Origin of the sequence: Streptomyces sp. NBC_01176 (genome assembly GCF_045039825.1) — a bacterium.
Taxonomy (GTDB): Bacteria; Actinomycetota; Actinomycetes; order Streptomycetales; family Streptomycetaceae; genus Streptomyces.
Genome location: NZ_CP108600.1, coordinates 6,737,294 through 6,759,631, shown reverse-complemented (window position 1 = coordinate 6,759,631; position 22,338 = coordinate 6,737,294). Strand labels below are relative to the sequence as shown.

At 72.8% G+C, this 22,338-nt stretch carries 19 protein-coding genes and 2 pseudogenes; 14 read left to right on the top strand and 7 right to left on the bottom strand.

Going from position 1 to position 22,338, the window contains the following annotated elements:
• Window positions 1-116 precede the first annotated feature (116 nt).
• Both OG199_RS29235 and OG199_RS29230 read left to right on the top strand, forming a co-directional pair.
• Complete coding sequence (locus OG199_RS29235) at window positions 117-1,145, top strand: ATP-binding cassette domain-containing protein (protein WP_356800853.1); 1,029 nt, start codon at window positions 117-119, stop codon at window positions 1,143-1,145.
• Entirely contained in the window at window positions 1,142-1,966 is an 825-nt protein-coding gene (locus OG199_RS29230; RefSeq protein WP_356800852.1) for an ABC transporter permease, read from the top strand. Before OG199_RS29235 ends, OG199_RS29230 begins: the two co-directional genes overlap by 4 nt.
• A gap of 36 nt (window positions 1,967-2,002) precedes the next feature.
• Here the strand turns inward: OG199_RS29230 and OG199_RS29225 are convergent.
• Window positions 2,003-5,398, bottom strand: a pseudogene (locus OG199_RS29225) (AfsR/SARP family transcriptional regulator).
• 215 nt (window positions 5,399-5,613) lie between these two features.
• On the opposite strand from OG199_RS29225, the gene OG199_RS29220 reads away from it, so the two are divergent.
• Entirely contained in the window at window positions 5,614-6,414 is an 801-nt protein-coding gene (locus OG199_RS29220; RefSeq protein WP_356800850.1) for a site-2 protease family protein, read from the top strand.
• On the opposite strand, the gene OG199_RS29215 is transcribed toward OG199_RS29220, so the two are convergent.
• The 3 genes from OG199_RS29215 to OG199_RS29205 form a co-directional block, all read right to left on the bottom strand.
• On the bottom strand, window positions 6,404-6,619 hold the full coding sequence (locus tag OG199_RS29215) for a hypothetical protein (protein WP_402172236.1): 216 nt from the start codon (window positions 6,617-6,619) through the stop codon (window positions 6,404-6,406). The genes OG199_RS29220 and OG199_RS29215 overlap by 11 nt on opposite strands.
• 111 nt (window positions 6,620-6,730) lie before the next feature.
• Window positions 6,731-7,435 carry an NADPH-dependent F420 reductase gene (gene npdG, locus OG199_RS29210; protein WP_401798824.1) on the bottom strand — a complete coding sequence of 235 codons (705 nt, stop codon included), beginning with the start codon at window positions 7,433-7,435 and terminating at the stop codon, window positions 6,731-6,733.
• A gap of 46 nt (window positions 7,436-7,481) precedes the next feature.
• Window positions 7,482-8,567 (bottom strand): exo-alpha-sialidase, encoded by a 1,086-nt coding sequence (locus tag OG199_RS29205; protein WP_405831994.1) that lies wholly within the window; start codon window positions 8,565-8,567, stop codon window positions 7,482-7,484.
• Between the two features lie 79 nt (window positions 8,568-8,646).
• Between OG199_RS29205 and OG199_RS29200 the strand changes: the two genes are divergently transcribed.
• Window positions 8,647-9,249, top strand: a complete 603-nt coding sequence (locus OG199_RS29200) for a hypothetical protein (protein ID WP_405831992.1) — start codon at window positions 8,647-8,649, stop codon at window positions 9,247-9,249.
• Between the two features lie 113 nt (window positions 9,250-9,362).
• Window positions 9,363-10,765: pseudogene (locus OG199_RS29195) on the top strand (MFS transporter).
• A gap of 387 nt (window positions 10,766-11,152) precedes the next feature.
• On the opposite strand, the gene OG199_RS29190 reads toward OG199_RS29195, so the two are convergent.
• Window positions 11,153-11,383, bottom strand: a complete 231-nt coding sequence (locus OG199_RS29190) for a hypothetical protein (protein WP_356800846.1) — start codon at window positions 11,381-11,383, stop codon at window positions 11,153-11,155.
• 59 nt (window positions 11,384-11,442) lie between these two features.
• Between OG199_RS29190 and map the strand changes: the two genes are divergently transcribed.
• On the top strand, window positions 11,443-12,300 hold the full coding sequence (map, locus tag OG199_RS29185; protein WP_266698800.1) for a type I methionyl aminopeptidase: 858 nt from the start codon (window positions 11,443-11,445) through the stop codon (window positions 12,298-12,300).
• A 233-nt stretch (window positions 12,301-12,533) separates the two neighbouring features.
• Window positions 12,534-13,181, top strand: a complete 648-nt coding sequence (locus OG199_RS29180; RefSeq protein WP_405831989.1) for a heme oxygenase (biliverdin-producing) — start codon at window positions 12,534-12,536, stop codon at window positions 13,179-13,181.
• Between the two features lie 32 nt (window positions 13,182-13,213).
• Here OG199_RS29180 and OG199_RS29175 read toward each other — a convergent pair whose 3' ends face one another.
• Together OG199_RS29175 and OG199_RS29170 are read right to left on the bottom strand one after the other, a co-directional pair.
• Complete coding sequence (locus tag OG199_RS29175) at window positions 13,214-13,858, bottom strand: PhzF family phenazine biosynthesis protein (protein WP_402171083.1); 645 nt, start codon at window positions 13,856-13,858, stop codon at window positions 13,214-13,216.
• 143 nt (window positions 13,859-14,001) lie between these two features.
• Window positions 14,002-15,072, bottom strand: a complete 1,071-nt coding sequence (locus OG199_RS29170; RefSeq protein ID WP_405831986.1) for an HtaA domain-containing protein — start codon at window positions 15,070-15,072, stop codon at window positions 14,002-14,004.
• On the opposite strand from OG199_RS29170, the gene OG199_RS29165 reads away from it, so the two are divergent.
• The 7 genes from OG199_RS29165 to OG199_RS29135 all read left to right on the top strand — a co-directional run bounded on the left by OG199_RS29165 (window position 15,071) and on the right by OG199_RS29135 (window position 22,328).
• Window positions 15,071-15,925: a hemin ABC transporter substrate-binding protein gene (locus OG199_RS29165; RefSeq protein ID WP_405831984.1), complete on the top strand. Its 855-nt coding sequence runs from the start codon at window positions 15,071-15,073 to the stop codon at window positions 15,923-15,925. The genes OG199_RS29170 and OG199_RS29165 overlap by 2 nt on opposite strands.
• Before the next feature lie 68 nt (window positions 15,926-15,993).
• Window positions 15,994-17,001, top strand: a complete 1,008-nt coding sequence (locus OG199_RS29160) for a FecCD family ABC transporter permease (protein WP_405834710.1) — start codon at window positions 15,994-15,996, stop codon at window positions 16,999-17,001.
• A complete protein-coding gene (locus OG199_RS29155; RefSeq protein WP_405831983.1) occupies window positions 16,998-17,822 on the top strand; it encodes a heme ABC transporter ATP-binding protein in 825 nt (274 codons plus the stop codon). Before OG199_RS29160 ends, OG199_RS29155 begins: the two co-directional genes overlap by 4 nt.
• A 192-nt stretch (window positions 17,823-18,014) precedes the next feature.
• Window positions 18,015-19,163 carry an iron uptake system protein EfeO gene (efeO, locus tag OG199_RS29150; RefSeq protein ID WP_356806875.1) on the top strand — a complete coding sequence of 383 codons (1,149 nt, stop codon included), beginning with the start codon at window positions 18,015-18,017 and terminating at the stop codon, window positions 19,161-19,163.
• Between the two features lie 11 nt (window positions 19,164-19,174).
• Window positions 19,175-20,440 carry an iron uptake transporter deferrochelatase/peroxidase subunit gene (gene efeB / locus OG199_RS29145; protein WP_405831981.1) on the top strand — a complete coding sequence of 422 codons (1,266 nt, stop codon included), beginning with the start codon at window positions 19,175-19,177 and terminating at the stop codon, window positions 20,438-20,440.
• Window positions 20,441-20,443: 3 nt separating this feature from the next.
• Window positions 20,444-21,319: an iron uptake transporter permease EfeU gene (gene efeU, locus OG199_RS29140; RefSeq protein ID WP_356806879.1), complete on the top strand. Its 876-nt coding sequence runs from the start codon at window positions 20,444-20,446 to the stop codon at window positions 21,317-21,319.
• Window positions 21,276-22,328, top strand: a complete 1,053-nt coding sequence (locus OG199_RS29135; RefSeq protein WP_401798845.1) for a hypothetical protein — start codon at window positions 21,276-21,278, stop codon at window positions 22,326-22,328. The genes efeU and OG199_RS29135 overlap by 44 nt, the downstream gene beginning before the upstream one ends.
• Window positions 22,329-22,338 lie beyond the last annotated feature (10 nt).

Here is a 22,338-nt window from a genome sequence, read left to right as displayed (position 1 = left end):
CGGACGGCGGGGTGCGTACCCCTGTCGGCGGCCGCTGTCGGCGGCCTGTCGATGACCGCGGAGCGCTGTAGGCACCCTGTAGGCGGTTTGTCGGTGGGCACTGACATCTTGTGGCCATGACGCGAATCGACAAGAACCCCGGCGGCGGCGCCCGCAGCGCCGTCACCGTGCGGGGACTGGTCAAGCACTACGGCGAGACCAAGGCACTGGACGGCGTGGACCTGGACGTCCACGAAGGCACCGTCCTCGGCGTGCTCGGTCCCAACGGCGCCGGCAAGACCACCCTCGTCCGCATCCTGTCCACCCTGGTCACCCCCGACGCCGGGCGGGCGACGGTGGCCGGATACGACGTGCTCACCCAGCCCCGCCAGCTGCGCCGGGTGATAGGCCTCACCGGCCAGTACGCCTCGGTCGACGAGAAGCTCCCCGGCTGGGAGAACCTGTACATGATCGGGCGGCTGCTCGACCTGCCCCGCAAGGAGGCCCGCCGGCGCGCCGACGAGCTCCTGGAGCGCTTCTCCCTCACCGACGCCGCCAAGCGCCCCACCTCGACGTACTCCGGCGGTATGCGCCGCCGTCTCGACCTGGCCGCCTCCATGATCGGCAACCCGTCCGTCCTCTATCTGGACGAGCCGACCACCGGGCTGGACCCGCGCACCCGCAACGAGGTGTGGAAGGAGGTCAAGCGGATGGTGGCGGACGGCGCGACCGTGCTGCTCACCACCCAGTACATGGAGGAGGCCGAACAGCTGGCCTCCGAACTGACGGTCATCGACCGCGGCAAGGTCATCGCGAACGGCCGCATCGACGACCTCAAGGCACGGGTGGGCGGCCGCACGCTGCGCATCCGCCCGCTGGACCCGCTGGAGCTGCGTCCGCTGGCCGCCCTCTTCGACGAGCTGGGCCTCACCGGTCTCGCGGCCTCGGCCGTGGACATCGAGACCGGCACCGTGGTGGTGCCGATCCTCAGCGACGAACAGCTCACCGCCGTGGTCGGCGCGGTCAGCGCGCGCGGCATCACGATCGCCTCCATCTCCACCGAACTGCCCAGTCTGGACGAGGTGTTCCTGTCCCTCACCGGCCACAGGGCCAGTGCCCCGCAGGACCCGTCCCCCGCCCTCGCCTACGAGGAGGTCTCCGCATGAGCACCGCCGTCGCCGATGCCCCCCTCGCCGCCCAGGGCGACCCCCGCATCTCACCCCGGGCGCACGCGCGCCACATCGGCGCCCTCGTCCGCCGCAACCTGCTGTGGATCCGTCAGGACCCGGAGTCGATGTTCGACGCCGTCCTGATGCCGATCGTCTTCACCCTGCTGTTCGTGTACGTCTTCGGCGGCTCCATCGGGCAGTCGCTCGGCGGCGGGCAGGACCGGTACGTGCAGTACGTGGTGCCCGGTCTGATGGCGATGACGGCCATGAACATCGCGACGGCCGTCGGCACCGGCTTCAACCAGGACTTCCAGACCGGTGTGATGGACCGCTTCCGCACCCTGCCGATCGGCCAGGGCTCGGTGCTCTTCGCCAAGATCGTGGTGGAGCTGATGCGGATGCTGGTCGCGACGGCGATCCTCATGATCGTCGGCGTGCTGGTCGGCTTCCACATCACCAACTGGCCGGGCCTGTTCGCCTCCGTGGGGCTCTCCGTCCTCTTCGGCTCGGCCCTGATGTGGATCTTCCTGGTCCTCGGTGTGACGATGAAGAACGCCCAGTCGGTGCAGGCGATGGGCTTCCTCGTCCTGATGCCCCTGCAGTTCGGTTCGTCGATCTTCTCGCCGCCCCGGACCATGCCCGGCTGGCTGCGCTCCTTCACCGACTACAACCCGCTGTCCACGCTCGCGGACACCACGCGCGGCCTGATGGTGGGCGGCCCGGTCGCGCACAGCCTGTGGGTGACCCTCGCCTGGACTGCGGGACTCACCGTGGTCATGGCGCCGATCGCGATCCACAAGTTCCGTACCAAGAGCTGACGTCCGCCCGGGTCATGACCGGGACCCCGGCTCGCGTCACACGAGGGCGGCGGCCTCCTCCACGGAGAGCGCGCCGCCCTCGGCGTACGCGGCCTCGTACGCCCCGTCGTCCAGCAGGGCCCGCACGCCGGCCTCGGCCCGGACCCGCACCTCGTCCTCCATCGGACCCACGAAGTGGCCCGGCGGCAGCAGCCGGTCGGCCGCGCCGAGCAGCACGGCCGCGTCACGCACCCGACGGCCGCCGTCCAGCCCGGTGAGGGCGACGGCGGCGGTGGTCAGATGCGCGGAGGTCAGATGCGGCGCGATGACCTGCGACAGCGGATCGGCCGCCCGCGCCAGCGCCTTGCGCACCTTCACCAGGGCGGCCTCGTGCAGGCCCTCCAGCGCGTCCAGCCAGGCCTCGATGCCCAGCACGAATCCGTCGAAGACCACGAAGGTGACGGCCTCGAAGTCCGCGCGCAGCAGCCGCATCTGCTCGCGCGCCTCGGAGACCCGGCCGCTGCGGGCCAGCCACATCGACAGGAAGAGCCGGGAGGCGGGCATGGCCTCGTTCAGTGTGCCCTCGCCCCGGGCCAGTACGTCCCGCAGCATCCGCTCACCGCGCTCGGACTCGCCGGACTCGATGAGGACGCCGCCGAGCCGGGTGCTGAGCACCGCCGTCTGCGCGTGCGCGCCGAGCCCTTCGGCGTACGTCATCGCCTGGGAGTAGTCGTCGGCCGCGAGCCGGTAGGCGCCCCGGCGTTCATGGGCCTCGCCGCGCGCCGAGAGCGCCTCGGCGGCCCCCCAGGCGTCTCCGATCCGGGTGAAGATCTCCAGCGCCTCGTCCGCGTCCCGGACCGCGTCGCCCGCCCAGGTGGCCCGGTTGGCGAGGACGTTGGCGCGCATCTGGAGGGCGACGCCGAGCTCCCACGCGTAGCCGAGCTCGCGGCAGGTGCGGACGGTCTCGTCGATGACGGCGCGCATCCGGTCCATGTCACCGGTCATGATCACGGCGTAGAACCAGAGGTTGCCGGGGCTGCGGCAGGTCTGCGGCAGTCCCGGGCTGTAGGTCCGGCTGATGGCGCGCAGTTTCTCCTGGGCCTCGGGGGTCTCCCACGCGCCCATGTCCATGTCCATGCAGGCGAGGTGGACGAGATGCAGGCCGCGGCGGGCCTCGTCGAGGATCTCGGGGCGCATCGGCGGCGGGGCGTCCGTGCAGCTCTCGGCCAGCGGGGGGACCGGCCGCAGGGGCTCGGCGAAGGGGTCGGGGCCGAGGGCCATGACCTCACCGGACCAGTGGCGGGCCATCAGCCTCAGGTCGCGCATCTGCCAGTACCAGGCCAGCGAGAGGACGAGGCAGAGCGCCTCCTGTTCGTCACGGGTGGCGACGGCGCGCTGCAGGGCGGCCCTGAGGTTCTCCGACTCCCGTTCCATCCGCTCGATCGCGGCGCGCTGGCCGGTGCTGCGCAGTTGGGGGTCGGTGGTGCGGGCGAGTTCCCGGTAGTACGTGAGGTGGTCGCGCTCGGCGGCGGAGCGCTGCCCGGACTCGTCGAGCCGTTCACCGGAGTACTCGGCGACGGTCTCCAGGAGCCGGTAGCGCATCGCTCCGTCGCCGGAGGGGGCCGCGACGACGAGGGACTTGTCGACGAGCGAGCCGAGCGCCTCCAGGGCCACCGGGCCGCAGACCGCTTCGGCGGCGGCGAGGTCGCAGCCGCCCGCGAACACCGACAGCCGCCGCAGGACGTCCCGTTCGTCCCCGTCGAGCAGGTCCCAGGACCAGTCGACGACGGCCCGCAGGGTCTGCTGGCGCGGCAGCACCGTACGGCTGCCCGAGGTCAGCAGCCGGAACCGGTCGTCGAGCCGGTCGGCGATCTGCCGCGGGGTGAGCATCCGCAGCCGGGCGGCGGCGAGTTCGATGGCGAGCGGCAGGCCGTCGAGGCGGCGGCAGATCTCCGCCGCGGCCTCGGCGGTCCCGGCGTCGGCGTCGATCCGGAAGCCCGGCCGGGCGGCGGCCCCGCGGTCGGCGAACAGCCGCAGCGCGAACGGCTCCGGCAGCGGTTCCACGGGCCGCAGCAACTCCCCCGGAACGCCGAGGGGTTCACGGCTGGTGGCCAGCACGGTCAGCCCCGGGCACCGCTCCAGGAGCTCCTCGGCCAGGTGCGCCGCGGCCTCCACGACGTGCTCGCAGTTGTCGAGGATGAGCAGCATGTCGCGCTTGGAGCAGTACTCGGCGAGCCGGTGGAGGGGGTCGTCGTGCCGGTCGGAGGCGGCCCGCATCTCCTCGGCGCCGGCGCCGCGCAGCACCGTCTCACGGGCTCCGACGGCGGTGAGTACGGCGTCGGGCACGGCCTTCGGGTCGTCGATCGGCGCGAGTTCGGCCAGCCACACTCCGTCCCTGGCCCCGGACGCGACGGCCTCCGCCGCCTCCTGCGACAGCCGGGTCTTCCCGGCGCCGCCGGGGCCGAGCAGGGTCACCAGCCGTGCCGAGGCGAGGTCGCCCCGGATGGTGTCGATGTCGGCCTGACGCCCGACGAACTAGGTGAGCCGGGCGCGGAGGTTGCCGGGGGGCGCGGACGCGACGGGGGCAGCGGGACCTCCCCCGGCCGCGGGGACGTGCGACGCGGGTGCGGGGGTGCCCTCGGTCGGCGCCGGGGTGTGTCGCGCGGGCCCACGGACGTCGGTGCCGCCCGCGTGCGCCGGGGGCCGTGGGGGCGGTGTCGGATCGGCCGGGCGGAGCAGCTCTCCGTGCAGCGCGCGGAGCTCCGGGCCGGGGTCGGAGCCCAGCCGGTCGGCCAGCAGCGCGCGCAGCGACTCGTAGGCGGCCAGGGCCTCGGCGGGGCGGCCCGCGTCGCGCAGGGCGCGCAGTCGCAGGGCGTGCAGGGGCTCGTCCAGGGGGTGGAGGTCGCACAGGGCGGTGAGCTCGGGCAGGGACTGTTCGGCGTGGCCGAGTTCCAGGGCGGCGCCGAGGCGGGCGCGGCGCACGTCGAGGCGGCGGGTCTCCCAGCGGGCCGACTCGGCGGTGCGGTCCGGGAGGTCGGCCAGGGCCGGCCCGTGCCACAGCGCGAGGGCGTCGTCGAGGATCACGGCCGCCTTCGCGGGGTCGCCGTCGGCGAGCGCGCGTGCGCCCTCCCCCGCGAGCCGCTCGAAACGGTTCAGGTCGATGTCGTCGGGGGTCGCGACGAGCCGGTAGCCCCCGTCGACCGAGTCCACCACGCCCGCGCCGAGCGCCCGGCGGAGCCTTCCGACCAGCGCCTGCAGCGCTGCGGGCGCGTCGGCGGGCGGGTCGTCGTCCCACACCTCGTCGACCAGGACGGCGGCGGGCACGGCCCGGCCCGGCCGCAGCGCGAGCACGGTCAGCAGAGCACGCAGTCGCGCCCCGCCGACCGGGACGGCCGTGCCGTCGGTGCGGAGTGCCTGGGTGGTTCCGAGGATGCGGTAGCGCACGGGGTCCATTGTCTCCGGTGACTTCAAGTGCGGGCTTCGGGTACGGCGAGCCGGGCCGGGGCCCCCGCCCGGTCCGGGAGTCGGGCGCCCCCGTCCCCGTCCCCGTCCCCGTACGACCGTGGGCCCACCCTCTCCGGAACCAACGACCGATCGCGAGACGTTTTCCGTCCGAGCCCGGTACGGTCGGGCAGGCCCAGCACACGCGTACCAGTCCAGGGAGTCCCATGACCACCGCCGCGTCCCGTCGCAGCGACCGGAGGATCAGCCCCGTCTTCGTCGGGATCGTGGCCGTGATGGCGGTGACGGGGTGGGCGACGTGGACCGGGTTCGCCGAGCAGCCCGGTGTGGCGGTGTTCCTGTTCGTGACGGCCGCGTGGATCGTCTCGCTCTGCCTGCACGAGTACGCGCACGCGCGCACCGCCCTGCACAGCGGCGACATCTCGATCGGCGCCAAGGGCTACCTGACGCTCAACCCGCTGAAGTACACGCACGCGCTGCTGAGCATCGTGCTGCCGGTGATCTTCGTGATCATGGGCGGGATCGGTCTGCCGGGCGGCGCGGTCTTCATCGAGCGGGGCCGCATCCAGGGCCGCTGGAAGCACAGCCTGATCTCGGCGGCGGGCCCGCTGACGAACGTGCTGTTCGCGGTGGTGTGCACGGCGCCGTTCTGGCTGCACGCGCTGGACGGCGTGCCGCCCGCCTTCCAGTACGCGCTGGCGTTCCTCGCGCTGCTCCAGGTCACGGCCGCGATCCTGAACTTCCTGCCGGTCCCGGGCCTGGACGGCTACGGCGTGATCGAGCCCTGGCTGTCGTACGGCGTCCGCCGCCAGGTGGAGCCCTTCGCACCGTTCGGCCTGCTCGCCGTGTTCGCGGTGCTGTGGATCCCGTCGGTGAACACGACGTTCTTCGACGCGATCTACTCCATCCTGGGCGGCCTCGGCATCGACGACCTGCAGCGCTACTGCGGCCAGAACCTCTACCGCTTCTGGGAAAGCGCCGACCAGTTCTGCACCGTCAGCCGGTGACGGACCCGGACCTGCCGCGCGTCCGGCCGCGCCGCGCGTAGTACCAGGTCATGTTGGACGACAGACCGGCCAGCAGCACCCACACGATCCCCAGCCAGCTGCCCTGGACGAAGGAGACCACGGCCGCGGCGACGGAGAGGACACAGACCGCGAGGGCGTAGTAGGCGAGTCGCCGGGTCGGGTCGGACGAGGGCGAGGCGGACATGGGGAACGGCTCCTGACAGACGGACGGATCGCTGGTGCTGCGGCGTCCAGTGTCCCCCATGTCCGTCTCCCCCACGCCCCGTCCCCCCGCCCGCCCGGGCCCGTGCGACCGCTATACGTCCGTCACCCGCAGGCCCGCGTGGGCCTTGTAGCGCCGGTTCACCGAGATCAGGTTCGCGACCAGCGACTCGACCTGGTGGGCGTTGCGCAGCCGGCCCGCGAAGACTCCGCGCATGCCGGGGATGCGCCCGGCGAGCGCCTGTACGAGCTCGACGTCCGCGCGCTCCTCGCCGAGGACCATCACATCGGTGTCGATCTCCTCGATCTCCGGGTCCTGGAGGAGCACCGCGGAGAGGTGGTGGAAGGCGGCCGTGACCCGCGAGTCCGGCAGCAGGGCCGCGGCCTGCTCGGCGGCGCTGCCCTCCTCCGGCTTCAGGGCGTAGGCGCCCTTCTTGTCGAAGCCGAGCGGGTTGACGCAGTCGACGACGAGCTTGCCCGCCAGTTCCTCGCGCAGGGCTTCCAGGGTCTTGCCGTGGCCGTCCCACGGCACGGCGACGATCACGAGGTCGCTGCGCCGGGCGCACTCGGCGTTGTCGGCGCCCTCGACACCGTGTCCCAGTTCCCCGGCGGCGGCCTGCGCCCGCTCCGCGGCACGCGAACCGATGATCACCTTCTGGCCGGCCCTGGCGAGCCGGTAGGCCAGGCCCTTGCCCTGGGGACCGGTGCCGCCGAGCACGCCCACGACGAGCCCGGACACGTCCGGCAGGTCCCAGGGGTCCTTGGCGGGGGCCTTCTGTGCACTGTCAGTAGAGGTCATGGGCCGACCTTACGTGCGCGGATCCCGCCTCGGGGGCTGTGGGTGCTCAGGTGAGGGCGGTCACCGGGACACGCCGGAAGGTGATCGTCTCGTACGGGCCGAAGTCGCCGGTCTCGTAGAGGAGTCCGACGGTCTCCGGGTCGACGCGGACCAGATCGCAGTACGCGGCGGGCAGTCCGTCGACCGTGTGCACGGGCCGCCAGGTGGTGCCGCCGTCGGCGGAGGCACGGAGCGTCATCAGGGCGCGGGCGGCGGGGTCGGCGGGGCCCGCGTACAGGAGCAGGTCGGGATCGCGGATCTGGAGGACGCTGCCCTGGACCACCGGGGTGACGAGCCCCGCCTGCGGGCGGAAGGGTTTCAGCAGGGTCCGCCCGCCGTCCGCCGAGTGGGCGTCGGCTCGGCAGCCCGGCGACGGGGAGTCGTTGCGGGTGTTGAAGTAGACGCGCCCGTCGGGGAGTTCGGCGGCCGTCGTCTCGTTCGCGTTGACGTATCCGTCGGTGTTCTCGTCGAGGTAGCCGAGGTACCAGTTCGCGCCGCGGTCGTCGCTGAGGAGGCAGTGGCCGCTGTTGTACCGGCCCTCCGTGCCGTTGTCGGTGCCGGTGGGCGGCAGGGTGTGGTTGCCGGGCACGACCACGCGGCCGGTGGTGAGCTGGATCGCGTGCCCCGGCGTGGTCGCGTACCACCGCCATCCCGTTGTCTTCACCTGCGGGGTGATCTCCCGTGGCGCGGACCAGGTGAGGCCGTCGTCGTCGCTGTACTGCACCCACACGCGACGGCCGTCGGCGGCGCTCACCCTGCCGCGCAGGATGGCGTCCTCGGTGGCGGTGGCCGCGGCACGGACGTGCACGAGCAGGATGCGGCCGGTGTCGAGGACGACGGGGGCCGGATTGCCCGCGAGGTCGTTCCCGTTCACGGCCACGGCCTGCAGCGCGCCCCAGGTGCGGCCGCCGTCCGTCGACCGTTTCAGGACGACGGCGACGCGGCCGTGGTCCTGGGCGGAGTCGACCCTGCCCTCGCAGAAGGCGAGCAGGGTGCCCGCGCGGGTGACGACGAGGGCGGGGATCCGGAAACTCGCCCGTCCCTCGGTCCCCGCGCGGAAGGGGACGCTGGTCGCTGTGTTCGGTTCGGTCATGGGCGGGCTCTGCCCCACTTGGGCGAATTCATGGTGAACTCCGCCTGACGAGTCGTCGGTTGCGGCAGGATGCGTACGCATGGATGCCGTACGCGTCGTGTTGCTGCGCGAGGTCCTGGCCGGGACGGAGTGGCCGGGGGCCACCCGGCGGTTCGCGGGGGCCCTGCGGGGGTCCGTGGTGTCGTACGGGGGTGGGTTGCTGCTCGTGGGCACGGCGGAGTACGAGCCGTGGCACCTGGCCGCGCACCTGGTGGACGAGGCCGCCTGGTCGGGCACGCCGGAGCTGTCACCGACGCTGGTGCGGCACGGCGCGCGGGCCTCGGACCCGGCCCACCTCGCCGTGGGCCTCGGCCGCATCGAGGCCGCGCGCCGTGGGGAGACCCTGCTCGTGGTGGCGCCGTCCGCTCCCGGGGCGTCGCTCCTGGAGCGGGTGCACGACGCCCGGCGGGCCGGGGCGACCGTGCTCGCGCTCGACGTCGGCGACCGGGAGCTGGGGGCGATGGCGCACGAGGCCCTGACCGTGCCGCCGGAGCACGAGCTCGACCTCGACACCGTCCAGCACCTCGTCAGCGCGGCGGCCGGGGAGAACACCCTTCCCTCGCAGCGGGGGCGCCGCCGGCTGCGCGACCGGCTCTCCCGGCTCGCGGACCAGCTGACGGCCCCGCCCGCGGCACGGTGGTAGACGGCTCCCGCGCGCCCTCGCGCCGACCCGCCGGGCCCTGTTCGCGTACGGGCCTTCGTCCGCGCGGAAAAGCGGTTGCCGCTCGGGGAGGCGGCCGTTCACCATGAGCCCACGTGACCGAAGAAGCCCCCGCACCCCCCGCTCCGCCGACCCGGGTCGGACCGCCCCCGGACGACTCCTCCCCCGACGCGCGCGACCCGCGGGACGCGCACGCCTCACCTGACGCACGGGCCTCGCGTGCACGGTCGCTGCTCCCCGATCTCGCGCCCTGGTGGGCCTCCGCGGACTTCCGGCGGCTGTGGCTGTCCGGGCTGATCACCCACTTCGGCAGCTCGCTGACCCTGGTCGCGCTGCCGGTGCAGATGAAGGTGCTGACCGGCTCCGTGGTCGCCGTGGGCGCGGCGCCGTGGAACTCGTCCCGCTGATCGTGTTCGGACTGTACGGCGGGGCGCTGGCCGACGCCCTGGACAAGCGGAAGCTGATCGTGCGCACGGAGGCCGGACAGGGGCTGCTGTGCGCGGGGCTGCTGGTCAACGCGCTGATGCCGACTCCCGCGGTGTGGCCGCTGTACGCGGTCGCCGCGCTCTCCTCCGCTCTCGGGGCGGTGCAGCGGCCCGCGCTGGACTCGCTCGTGCCGCGGATCGTCGCGCACGAGCACCTGCCGGCCGCGGCCTCCCTGAACTCGCTGCGCTGGTCGGTCGGCGGGGTCGCGGGGCCCGCGCTCGCGGGGGTCGTGGTGGCGTACGCCGGACTCGGCTGGGCGTACGCCGTCGATCTGGCGACCTTCGTGGTCTCGGTGGCCCTGGTCCTCGGGCTCGGGGCGTCACCGGCCGCGCACGAGGCCGCGAAGCCGTCGCTGAAGTCGATCGCGGAGGGCGCGCGGTACGCGTGGAGCCGCAAGGAACTCCTCGGCACCTACGCGATCGACCTGGCGGCGATGTTCTTCGCGATGCCGCTCGCCGTGCTGCCGTTCCTCGCGGACGAGCTCGACGCCGAGTGGTCGCTGGGGTTGATGTACGCGGCGCTGCCCGCCGGGGCGCTGCTGGTGACGCTCACCAGCGGGTGGACCTCCCGTGTCCACCGGCACGGACGGATGGTGGCCCTCGCGGCGGCCTGCTGGGGGCTGGCCATGGTGGGGGCGGGCGCGGTCCACGACGTGGGGACGGTGCTGCTGTTCCTCGCCCTCGCCGGGAGCTTCGACATGGTCAGCGGGATCTTCCGGGGCGCGATGTGGGACCAGACGATCCCGGACGAGCTGCGCGGTCGGCTGGCCGGGATCGAGCTGCTGTCGTACTCCGTCGGACCACAGCTGGGCCAGGTGAGAGCCGGTGGGACGGCCGCGTGGACGAGTGTGCGGACATCGATCTGGGCGGGGGGTGTGATCTGTGTGGCAGCGGTGGGGCTGCTGGGGCTGTGCCTGCCGGGGCTGATGAAGTACGACGTGCGGACGAACGAGCACGCCGTACGGATGCGCTCCGCGCGAGGCCGCGCGCTGTCCTCCCACCCGCATCCGTGACGGTCGTCCGCTCCGGTACGGCCTGTCGCAGGGGCCGCCTCCGGTGGCCGGCCCCTGCGACCGCCGATGCCGTGGCAGGGGTCCGGGACGGCCCCCTGCCTGACCCGCTCGACGATGGCCGGGGCGCGGGGGTCGACCCGGGGACGCCGGACCGGGACCGTGACGCCGGACCGGGACCGTGACGCCGGACCGGGACCGTGACGCCGGACCGGGACGGTGACGCCGGACCGGGGCCGTGACGCCGGACCGGGAGGATGGCGCCGGTCCGGGGGCGACCGGACTGCCGCGTCCCCGTCCGGGCGGTCGCCGGCCCGGCGCGCGCGGGCGACGTCCTGAACGGTCGCCCCGCCGGTGGGGCCGCGCCCGGCGACGAGGCCGGACCAGGGGTCAGTCGTCGTCCGGCTTCTGGGCCTGGGCGTCGTGCCACTTGGGGTCCGTCTCCCACTCCAGGTTGCGTTCCTGGGCGGTCTCCATGGCGTGTTCGGCCTCCGCACGGGTGGTGTACGGGCCGAAACGGTCCTTGGCAGGGCAGTCCGGCCCCTCCTCGACCTTCTGGTGGACGAGGCAGTAGTACCACTCGCCGGGTTTCCCGACGGTCCGCTTCTTGAAGAGGGCCATGACCTGCTCCTTTCGCCACGGACATAGTGCCCCCATGCCCGCTGGTTAGACTCGCTGGCATGTCTGGCCAGTCGCTGCTCGTACCAGGAGAGCTCTCTCCCACCCGTCCCGTCCCGGGAAACATCAGGCGTCCCGAGTATGTGGGCAAGCCCGCCCCGACGCCGTACACCGGTCCGGAGGTGCAGAACGCCGAGACGATCGAGGCGATGCGGATCGCCGGCCGGATCGCCGCGCAGGCGATGGCGGAGGCCGCCAAGCTGATCGCGCCCGGTGTCACCACGGACGAGCTGGACCGCGTCGCGCACGCGTACATGTGCGATCACGGCGCCTACCCCTCCACCCTCGGCTACCGCGGTTTCCCCAAGTCGCTGTGCACCTCCCTCAACGAGGTCATCTGCCACGGCATCCCCGACTCCACGGTCCTGCGGGACGGCGACATCATCAACCTCGACGTGACCGCGTACATCGGCGGGGTGCACGGCGACAACAACGCGACGTACCTGGTCGGCGACGTGGACGAGGAGTCGAGGCTGCTGGTCGAGCGGACCCGGGAGTCCCTCGACCGCGCGATCAGGGCCGTCAAGCCCGGCCGCCAGATCAACATCATCGGGCGGGTCATCGAGTCGTACGCCAAGCGCTTCGGATACGGGGTCGTGCGGGACTTCACGGGGCACGGGATCAACTCCTCGTTCCACTCCGGACTGATCGTCCCGCACTACGACAGCCCGCACGCCACGACCGTCATCCAGCCCGGAATGACCTTCACGATCGAGCCGATGCTCACGCTCGGCACGCACGAGTACGACCTGTGGGACGACGGCTGGACGGTCGTGACGAAGGACCGCCGGCGGACGGCCCAGTTCGAGCACACCCTGGTCGTGACGGAGACCGGCGCGGAGATCCTGACGCTGCCGTAGCCCGCCCGCCCGTACGTCCTCCGCCGAAGCCCGCCCCGTCCTGCCGGACGGGGCGGGCTTTCGCGTGCGCGCCCCCACGGGCCTCACCTGTGGCCTCGACCCGGATCCGGGGTACGGTTTTACCGACAGCGTGTCGGAAACTTTACCGACAGGGAGTCAACAACCCGTTGACTTAGGTAAGGCTAACCATACAAAATCTGAATGGCTCTCGTTCCCTCGGCCCCGGAGATCCCATGGACCCTTTCTCGGCGCTCATCCGCACCGCCTCGCACGAGCAGCACGTGGAGGCGGAGACCTCGACGTTCATGAGTGACCTGCTCGGCGGAAGGCTCGGCGTCGACGCGTACGCGCGCTACACCGAGCAGCTGTGGTTCGTGTACGAGGCCCTGGAGGCGGACGCCGGGACACTGGCCGCCGATCCGGTCGCCGGGCCCTTCATCCAGCCCGCGCTGCTGCGCCGCGCGGCCCTGGAGCGGGACCTCACGCATCTGCGGGGCGCCGGCTGGCGCTCGACGCTCACCGCGCTCCCGGCCACCGAGGCCTACGCGGCGCGTGTCGCGGAATGCGCCCGCGCGTGGCCGGGCGGGTACGTCGCCCACCACTACACCCGTTACCTCGGCGACCTCTCCGGCGGCCAGATCATCCGCGACAGGGCCGAACGCACCTGGGGCTTCGCCCGGAAGGGCGACGGAGTCCGCTTCTACGTCTTCGAGGACATCGCCAACCCGGCCGCGTTCAAGCGCGGTTACCGCGAACTCCTGGACGCGCTCCCGGCGGACGACCTGGAGCGGCAGCGGATCATCGCGGAGTGCAGGCGGGCGTTCGCGCTGAACACGGCGGTGTTCGGGGCGCTGGACGAGGAGTTCCGGCTGAGCGCCTGACCCTCGCGCGCGGGTCCGCCCGCCGGGTCGTCTCAGCGTTCCAGGAACACCCGGCCGCCGATCTCCACCCATCCCTCCGGCTGCGGCGCCGTGAGGATCTGGGAGCCCCTGCCCTGGACGATGTTGAGCGCGCGGCCGAGCCGGGCCGTCAGCAGGAGGGCCGCCGCCCCGGTCGCCTCGTCCTCCTCGATGCCGTCGTCGCGGCCGGGGAAGGCGCGGGCGCGCACCCGTCCCGCGGATTCGTCCTCCCAGGCCCAGGCGTAGATCCACTCGCCCTTCGGCGGAACGGGAAGGGCGTCCACCTCGGCCGCCGACGCGTACTGGCGCAGGGTGCGGGGCGGCGCCCACTCGGGCCGCGCCTCGATCCAGCTGAACTCGCCGTCCAGCCGGACTCCCGCCACTCCGGCGGGTGTGACCAGTTCGGGCACGTCGAGCAGCCATCCCACCCCGACGCACGGATGCCCGGCGAAGGGCAGCCGCAGGGTCGGGGTGTAGATGTCGACGACCCCGCGCTCGGGGTCGTCGACGAAGACGGTCTCGCTGAAACCCAGTTTGGCCGCGAGGGCCTGACGGTCGTCGGGGTCCGGCAGCACCGAGCCCTCACGCACGACACCGAGTTCGTTGCCGTATCCGCCGTCGGGTCCGCAGAACACCCGCAGCACGTCGTAATCAGTCACGCGGGCATTGAAACATCACAGGAACCACGATCGCCTCCGGCCCGGACCCGCCGGACGGTCACGACCGCCGCGCGGCCGACGTCAATCCCGACATCGGCCGCGCGCTCCCGCCCGGACCCCGGCCCGGATCCCGGCGGCGAGCGTCAGCCCAGCGCGCGCCGCCTGCGCACCGCGACGACGACTCCCGCGCCCGCGGCGGCCGTCACCGCGGCCGCCGCGCCGAGCGCGCCGACCGGTACGTCGGAGCCGGTGGAGGCCAGCGCCCCGCCGACGCCGCCGGTCGTGGACCCCGTCGTGCCCGCGCCGCCGGTGGTGCCCGTGGTGCCCGAACCGCCCGCGGAACCCGAGCCGTCCGAGCCGCCCGTGCCCGATCCGCCGTCCCCGTGCGGGAGTTGGGCGTCCTCGTGCACGGCGACCGACAGGTCCACCGGGTCCAGCTCGGTGCCGGCCGGGTAGAACCCGCCGAACGCCTTCGCCCCCGCCTCGGTCAGGGTGGCCGTGACGTCGTCGAGCGTGATCACGTCGTCCTTCACGGCCAGGGCGCCGGACGCGGCCCCGAGGTCGGCGAGGACCACGTCGTCGGACTTCTCCCCGAGGCTGTCGACGTCGGCGGTCAGTTCGCCGGAGCCGCCGTCCAGCTTCGCCCTGAGGTCGCTGAGGGTGAGGTCCAGACCGTAGGCGCCGCCGCTCTCGTGGCCCTTGAAGTTCACCGCGCCCTCGAAGGCGGCGGAGAGGGTCCCGGCGTCGGTGTCGTAGGTGCCGGTGGCGTCCGGGAAGGTGAAGGCGCCGTTGCCGCCGGCCTGAACCGCGCCGCCGGACGCGGTGATCCTGCCCTGGGCGGCGCCGCCCACGACGTAGGCGCGGAAGGACTGCTTCACTCCCCAGCCGAGCGTGCCGTCGGCGATCTCGCCCTTCGTGGCGGCGCTCTGCGAGGGCGAGGCGGACGCCTCCTGCGAGGCGGATGCCGACGCGGATGCCGACGCGGATGCCGACGCGGATGCCGACGCGGATGCCGAAGCCGGGGCGGACGGAGAGGCGGAGCCGGAGGCGGAGACGGTCGGCGACGGGGACGGGGGTGAACTCGGCGACGCCGAGGCGGACGGGGTCGGCGACGGCGTGGTCTTCTGCACCACGCTCAGCGGATCGCCCTCCGCGCCGGCGTAGCTCGCGCTGCCGAGGACGGTCGCCGCCTCCTGCGTCAGCCTGGTCGTCATGGACGCCAGGTCACGGGTCACGGTGACGTCGGCGAGCGGTACGTCGTTGCGCGTCGTGCCGCCGCTGGTCACATCCGTCCCGCTCTCCGGCAGCCTCAGCGAGATCGTCTTCACGCTGGGCCTCGGCGACCGGGTCGCCGCCCGCGACATCACCGCCACCTTCGCGCAGGCGAAGCGGCTTCCGGTGGTCACCCGGGGCCACGACGTCTCCGCCGAGAGCGTGCTCTCCCTCGAACCGGACCTCGTGCTGGCCGAGACCACGACCGGGCCCGCCGAGGCCGTGGAACAGATCCGCGACGCGGGCGTCCCCGTCCTCGTCGTCGACCCGGCCAAGGGCCTCGGCGACGTGGGCCCGCGGATCGGGGCGGTGGCCACCGCGCTCGGCGTACCGGCCGCGGGCGAGCGGCTCACCGCGCGCTCGGAGCAGCGGATCGAGGCCGTGCGCACGGCGGTTCCCGCGCACGCGGACAGGCCCCGGGTCGCGTTCCTCTACCTGCGCGGCTCCGCCTCCGTCTATCTCATCGGCGGCGAGGACTCCGGCGCCGGCTCGCTGCTCCAGGCCGCGGGGGCGGTCGACGCCGGGGCCGACTCGGGGCTGCGGAAGGACTTCACCGCCATCACCACCGAGGCACTGGCGAAGGCCGCACCCGACGCGATCCTGGTCATGACGAAGGGACTGGAGTCGGTGGGCGGCGTCGACGGGCTCGTGAGGATCCCCGGCGTCGCGCAGACCCCCGCCGGGATGGCGCGCCGGGTCGTGTCGGTCGAGGACGGGGTGCTGCTCAACTACGGGCCGCGGACCGACCAGGTGCTGAAGTCCCTGGTGACGCAGTTGTACGGGGACGCCAAGTGACCGCCGTGGAGCGGGCGGAGGCGGTCGGTAGGCCCGTACGGACGAAGCCCCGCGCTGCCGCCACGCTCCTGACCGCCGGGCTCCTGCTCACCCTACTCGTCCTGGTGCCCGTCGCCGCCGGGCTCGGCGCCTACCCGATCCCCACCGGCGACGTCCTGTCCTCCGTCGCCCACCGGACGGGCCTCGGCGGCACCGCGCTCGACCGGGTACCCGAGTCGGTCCTGTGGAACGTCCGCTTCCCGCGGATCGTGCTCGCGCTGCTCATCGGCGCCTCGCTGGGCTGCGCGGGCGCCCTGATGCAGGGCGTGTTCGGCAATCCGCTGGCCGAGCCCGGGATCATCGGCGTCTCCTCGGGCGCGGCCGTCGGCGCGGTCGCCTCGATCGCGCTCGGCCTGTCCTTCCTCGGCACCTGGACGGTCCCGGTCGTCGCCTTCGTCACGGGTCTGGCCACCGCGCTCCTCGTCTACGGGATGTCGCGCTCGGGCGGCCGGACGGAGGTCGTCACGCTGATCCTCACCGGCATCGCCGTGAACGCGTTCACGGGGGCGCTGATCGGGCTCTTCCTCTTCTTCGCGGACTCCGCGGCCGTCAGCCAGATCACCCTCTGGCAGCTCGGCTCGCTCGCCCAGGCCACCTGGCCGAAGGTGCTGGCCGTCCTGCCGTGCGCGGTGGCCGGACTGGCCGCGGCACCGCTGTACGCGCGCCGGCTGGACCTGCTGGCGCTGGGTGAACGCCCGGCCCGGCACCTGGGGGTGGACGTGGAACGGCTGCGGATCGTCCTGGTGCTGGTCGTCGCACTGCTCACCGCCGCGGCCGTGAGCGTGTCCGGGATCGTCGCCTTCGTCGGGCTCGTCGTACCGCACCTGCTGCGGATGGCGGCGGGACCGGGGCACCGGTTCCTGATCCCGGGCAGCGCCCTGGGCGGCGCGGTGGTACTGCTGGGCGCCGACCTCGCGGCCCGGACGATCGCCCGGCCCGCCGAACTTCCGCTCGGGGTGCTCACCGCCCTGCTCGGCAGCCCGTTCTTCTTCTGGCTGTTGCGCAGGACCCGCCGCGGACAAGGGGGTTGGGCATGAGGTTCCCGCATACGGCGCGCCTCGCGCCGCCCGCCCCGGCCGCCGCCGGGGACGTGCTCGCCGAGGCCGAGAGGCTCCATGTCCGCCTCGGCGCCCGGGAGGTGCTGCGCGGTGTGGACGTCACCGCCCGCGCGGGCGAGGTCCTCGCGCTGGTCGGCCCCAACGGGGCGGGGAAGTCGACGCTGCTCGCCGCCCTCGCCGCCGACCTGCGCGCCGGCGCGGGGGTCGTACGGGTCCACGGGCGCCCGGCGGCGGACTGGACGGCACCCGAACTCGCCCTGCGCCGGGCCGTGCTCCCCCAGTCCACGGCGCTCTCCTTCCCCTTCACGGTCGAGGAGGTCGTACGGATGGGTCGCGCGCCCTGGGCGGGCGCCGCCGGGACGGACGACGAGGCGGCCGTCGCCGGGGCCATGGCGGCCACCGAGGTCGCGGAGTTCGCCGCCCGGCCCTTCTCCGCGCTCAGCGGCGGTGAGCGGGCCCGGGTGGCGTTCGCCCGGGTGCTCGCCCAGCACGCTCCTCTGCTGCTGCTCGACGAGCCGACCGCCGCCCTCGACCTCCGGCACCAGGAGTTGGTGCTGCGGGTCTGCCGGGAAAGAGCACGCGCCGGGGACGCGGTGGTCGTGGTCCTGCACGATCTCGGACTCGCCGCCGCGTACGCGCACCGGGTCGCGGTGCTGAGCGCCGGCCGTGTCGCGGCCGACGGTCCGCCGGCCGAGGTGTTCACCGGCGAGTTGCTGAGTGACGTCTACCGCCAGCCGGTCGAAGTGCTCGCACACCCGCGGACCGGCGCCGTCCTGGTGGCCCCCCGCCGCGACCCTTGACCATTCCTTGACCTCGCGGTGGCGTCTGCTTTGAGCCACCGTGATCAAGCCGTGCCCGTGTGCCGACCGTGAGAGCTGAATCACTGGACGGGCGGGTAGCACTCAGGTATGCCTCAGGTAAGTTAGGCCAGCCTCACCATACGAGCGCGGTTCCTTCCGTGCCGTTCGTCCCCTCGTTCTCCTGGAGCCTGAATGCGAGCCGTCCGACTCTCAGTTGTCACCGCCGCCGCCACCGCGGCTGCTCTGGCCGCCGTCACGGGCTGCACCGAGAAGAGTGAAGCCGGGGACGGCGACGCGATCCAGGTGACCGCCGCCGACTCGAAGTGCACCACGTCGGCGAAGTCGGTCCCGGCGGGCCAGGTCACGCTGAAGATAGAGAACAAGGGCTCGCAGGCCACCGAGGTCGAGATCCTCTTCCCGGACGACCGGATCGTCTCCGAGAAGGAGAACATCGGTCCGGGCACCAAGTACACGCTGACCGCCGAGGTCAAGGCCGGCACCTACGAGATCGCCTGCCGCCCCGGCATGAAGGGCCTCGGCGTCCGCCAGAAGCTCGCGGTCACCGGCGGCAAGGTCGCCCAGCGCGACCCGCGCCTGGACAAGGCCGTCGCCGCCTACCGCGAGTACGCGCAGGAGCAGGCCGACGCGACGATCCCGAAGGTGCAGACGTTCGCCGACGCCGTCAAGGCCGGGAACATCGAGGCCGCCAAGGAGGCCTTCGCCCCCTCGCGGGTGGGCTGGGAGAGCACCGAGCCGATCGCCGAGTCCTTCGGCGACATCGACCCCAAGACCGACACGCGCGCCGACGGCCTGGAGAAGGGCCAGAAGTGGACGGGCTGGCACGCGCTGGAGAAGTCCCTCTGGGCGGACAAGAAGATCGGCGCCGAGCAGAAGACCCTCGCCGACCAGCTGGTCACCGACCTGAAGGACTGGCAGAAGCGGGTCGGCAAGGCCGAGATCACCCCGACCTCCATGGCCAACGGCGCCAAGGAGCTGCTCGACGAGGTCGCCACCGGCAAGGTCACCGGCGAGGAGGACCGCTACTCGCACACCGACCTCAGTGACTTCAAGGGCAACGTCGACGGCGCGCAGAAGTCGTACGAGCTGCTCAAGCCGGTCGCGCAGGAGAACGACAAGGCGCTGACCACCGAGCTCGACAAGCAGTTCGCGGCGCTGAACACGGTGCTCGACAAGTACCGCTCGAACGATCCGCAGGCGAAGGCGCAGAACGGCTTCGTGTCGTACGACAAGGTCACCAAGGACCAGCGCAAGGAGCTCTCGGACGCGGTCAACGCGCTCGCCGAGCCGCTCTCCAAGCTCGCCGCGGCCGTGGTCAAGTAGGCGAGGCGATCATGACGACGGACAGCACGGAATCCACCGACGGGCCCACACCGTCGCGGCGTTCGCTGATCGGCTGGGGCGGTGCCGGGCTCGCGCTCGGTGCCGCCGCGGCGGGCGGCGCGGTGGCGATGACCCGTATCGGCAACGACGTGGACCCGGCGGGCGCCGAGACCGGCGCCTCCGTCGCCTTCCACGGAACCCATCAGGCGGGCATCGGCACGCCGGTCCAGGACCGGCTGCACTTCGCCGCGTTCGACGTGAAGACCGACGACCGTGCCGAGTTCGTCCAGATGCTGAAGGACTGGACGGCGGCCGCCCGCCGCATGACCGGCGGCCACACGGTCGGCGAGGGCGCCTACGGCGGCCTGGCCGAGGCGCCGCCGGACGACACCGGTGAGGCGCTGGGCCTCAAGCCGTCCCGGCTCACCCTCACCATCGGCTTCGGGCCGTCGCTCTTCGAGAAGTTCGGCCTGGCGCGGCAGCGCCCGGAGGCACTCGTCGACCTGCCGACGTTCCCGGGCGACAACCTGGAAGGGGCGCGCAGCAACGGCGACCTGTGCATCCAGGCGTGCGCTGACGACCCGCAGGTCGCGGTGCACGCGATCCGCAACCTGGCCCGGATCGGTTTCGGCAAGGTCGCCATCCGCTGGTCGCAGCTCGGCTTCGGCAAGACCTCGTCGACGACGCCGGACGCGCAGACCCCCCGCAACCTGATGGGCTTCAAGGACGGCACCCGCAACATCGCGGGCACCGAGCCGGAGCGGCTGAAGAAGTTCGTGTGGGTCGGCGAGGGCGACGGCGCGGCCTGGATGACCGGTGGCTCGTACCTCGTGGCGCGCCGTATCCGGATGAACATCGAGACCTGGGACCGTACCTCGCTGCAGGAGCAGGAGGACGTGTTCGGCCGGGACAAGGGCGAGGGCGCGCCGGCCGGCAAGGCCAAGGAGCGCGACGAGCCGTTCCTGAAGGCGATGAAGCCGGATGCGCACGTCCGGCTCGCGCATCCCGAGTCCAACGACGGGATCACCCTGCTGCGCCGCGGCTACTCCTTCACGGACGGCACCGACGGTCTGGGCCGGCTGGAGGCGGGGCTGTTCTTCCTCGCGTACCAGCGGGACGTGCGCAAGGGGTTCATCCCCGTGCAGCGTCGGCTCTCGCACTCCGACGCGCTCAACGAGTACATCCAGCACGTGAGTTCGGCGGTCTTCGCCGTCCCGCCCGGCGTCCGCGACAAGGACGACTGGTGGGGGCGCACGCTGTTCGCCAAGGAGGCGTAGCCCGTGTTCGGGAACTATCTGATCGGCCTGCGCGAGGGACTGGAAGCCAGCCTCGTCGTCTGCATACTCATCGCCTACCTGGTGAAGACGGGCCGCAGGGACGCCCTGCGGCCCATCTGGGCCGGCATCGCCGTCGCGGTCCTGCTGGCGCTCGGCTTCGGCTGCGCGCTCGAATTCGGCTCCCAGGAGATGACGTTCGAGGCGCAGGAGGCGCTCGGCGGTTCGCTGTCGATCATCGCGGTGGGCCTGGTGACCTGGATGGTCTTCTGGATGCGGCGCACCGCCCGGCATCTGAAGTCCGAGCTGCACGGCAAGCTGGACGCCGCGCTGGCGATGGGGACCGGCGCGCTGGTCGCGACCGCGTTCCTGGCCGTGGGCCGGGAGGGCCTGGAGACCGCGCTGTTCGTGTGGGCGTCGGTGCACGCGGCGAGCGACGGCACGCCACGCCCGCTGATCGGTGTCGCCCTGGGCCTGGCGACCGCGGTGCTCCTCGGCTGGCTCTTCTACCGGGGCGCCCTGCGGATCAACCTGGCCAAGTTCTTCACCTGGACCGGCGGCATGCTGGTCGTGGTCGCCGCGGGCGTGATCGCGTACGGCGTGCACGACCTGCAGGAAGCCGACTGGATCCCCGGCCTGCGGAACCTGGCCTTCGACATCAGCGGCACGATCCCGCCGGACAGTTGGTACGGCACCCTCCTCAAGGGCGTCTTCAACTTCCAGCCCGATCCGACCGTCCTTCAGATCACGGTGTGGGCGCTCTACTTGGTCCCGACCCTCGCGATCTTCCTCGCCCCGGTAGGGTTCGCCTCCGGGAAGGGGAAGGTGAAGGTACCTGATGAGCAGGGATCGCGCGGGTCACAGCCCTCGAAGACTTCTTAGCCTCGCACGGGCGGCGCTTCGCCGTCCCGGACCGGGCGGTCACCACCGTTTCGCCCTGGCGACGGGCGCGGTGGCCGTCCTGTCCGTGACGGCGAGCGGCTGCGTGGTGGTGCACGGGGAGCGGGAGGTCGTCCCGGCGGCCACGCGGGGCGAGGCCGCCCGCGCCCTCGACGACTTCACCACCGCGTACAACAAGGCGGACAAGGCCAACGACCGTTCACTGGACGCGGACCGCGTCACGGGCGCCCTCGGGGCGATCGACGGCGCGAAGCTGAAGGCCGGCCGGCAGAACAACCCGGGCGGCAACCCGGGGTACTCGCCGCTGGAGCTGAGCGACGCGAAGTTCGCCATACCAGCGAAGGCGGGGTGGCCGCGCTGGTTCGTGGCGGACACCGCGGCCAACAAGGGCCTGGCCGGCAGCCGTTGGCTCCTCGTCTTCACGCGCGGCAGCGCGAACGACGTGTGGCAGGCCTCGTACCTGACCGTGCTGGCGGGCGCCGACGTGCCGAAGTTCCAGCAGGACAAGGACGGTTGGGCGCAGCCGGTCACGCCTGACGACGCGGCCCTCGCCGTGGGTCCGGGGAAGCTGAGCCAGTCCTACGCGACGTATCTGAGGAGTGGCGGCGAGACCTTCGCCCCGGGCGTCCACACCTCGCAGTGGCGGGCCCTGCGCGGCAGGAACGCCAGCAGGCCCGGTCTCGCCCGGCAGTACATCGACGAGCCGCTGACTTCGGGCGACTACGCCCCGGTCGGGCTGCGCACCGCGGACGGCGGGGCCCTGGTCTTCTTCGCCACGCAGCGCTACGAGAAGCAGACCGCCGCCCAGGGCACCGAACTTCCCGCGCAGAGCGCGGACGTCAAGGCTCTGACGACCGGTGACGTCAAGCAGTCCCTCACCCTGGGGTTCGTCTCCAACCAGGCGGCCCTGGACCCCGCGAAGGGTGCTCAGGACCAGCGGGTGACGGTGCTGGGCCGGGTCGAGGGTCTGACGGCGGCGAAGGGCGGCTGACGGAGCGGCC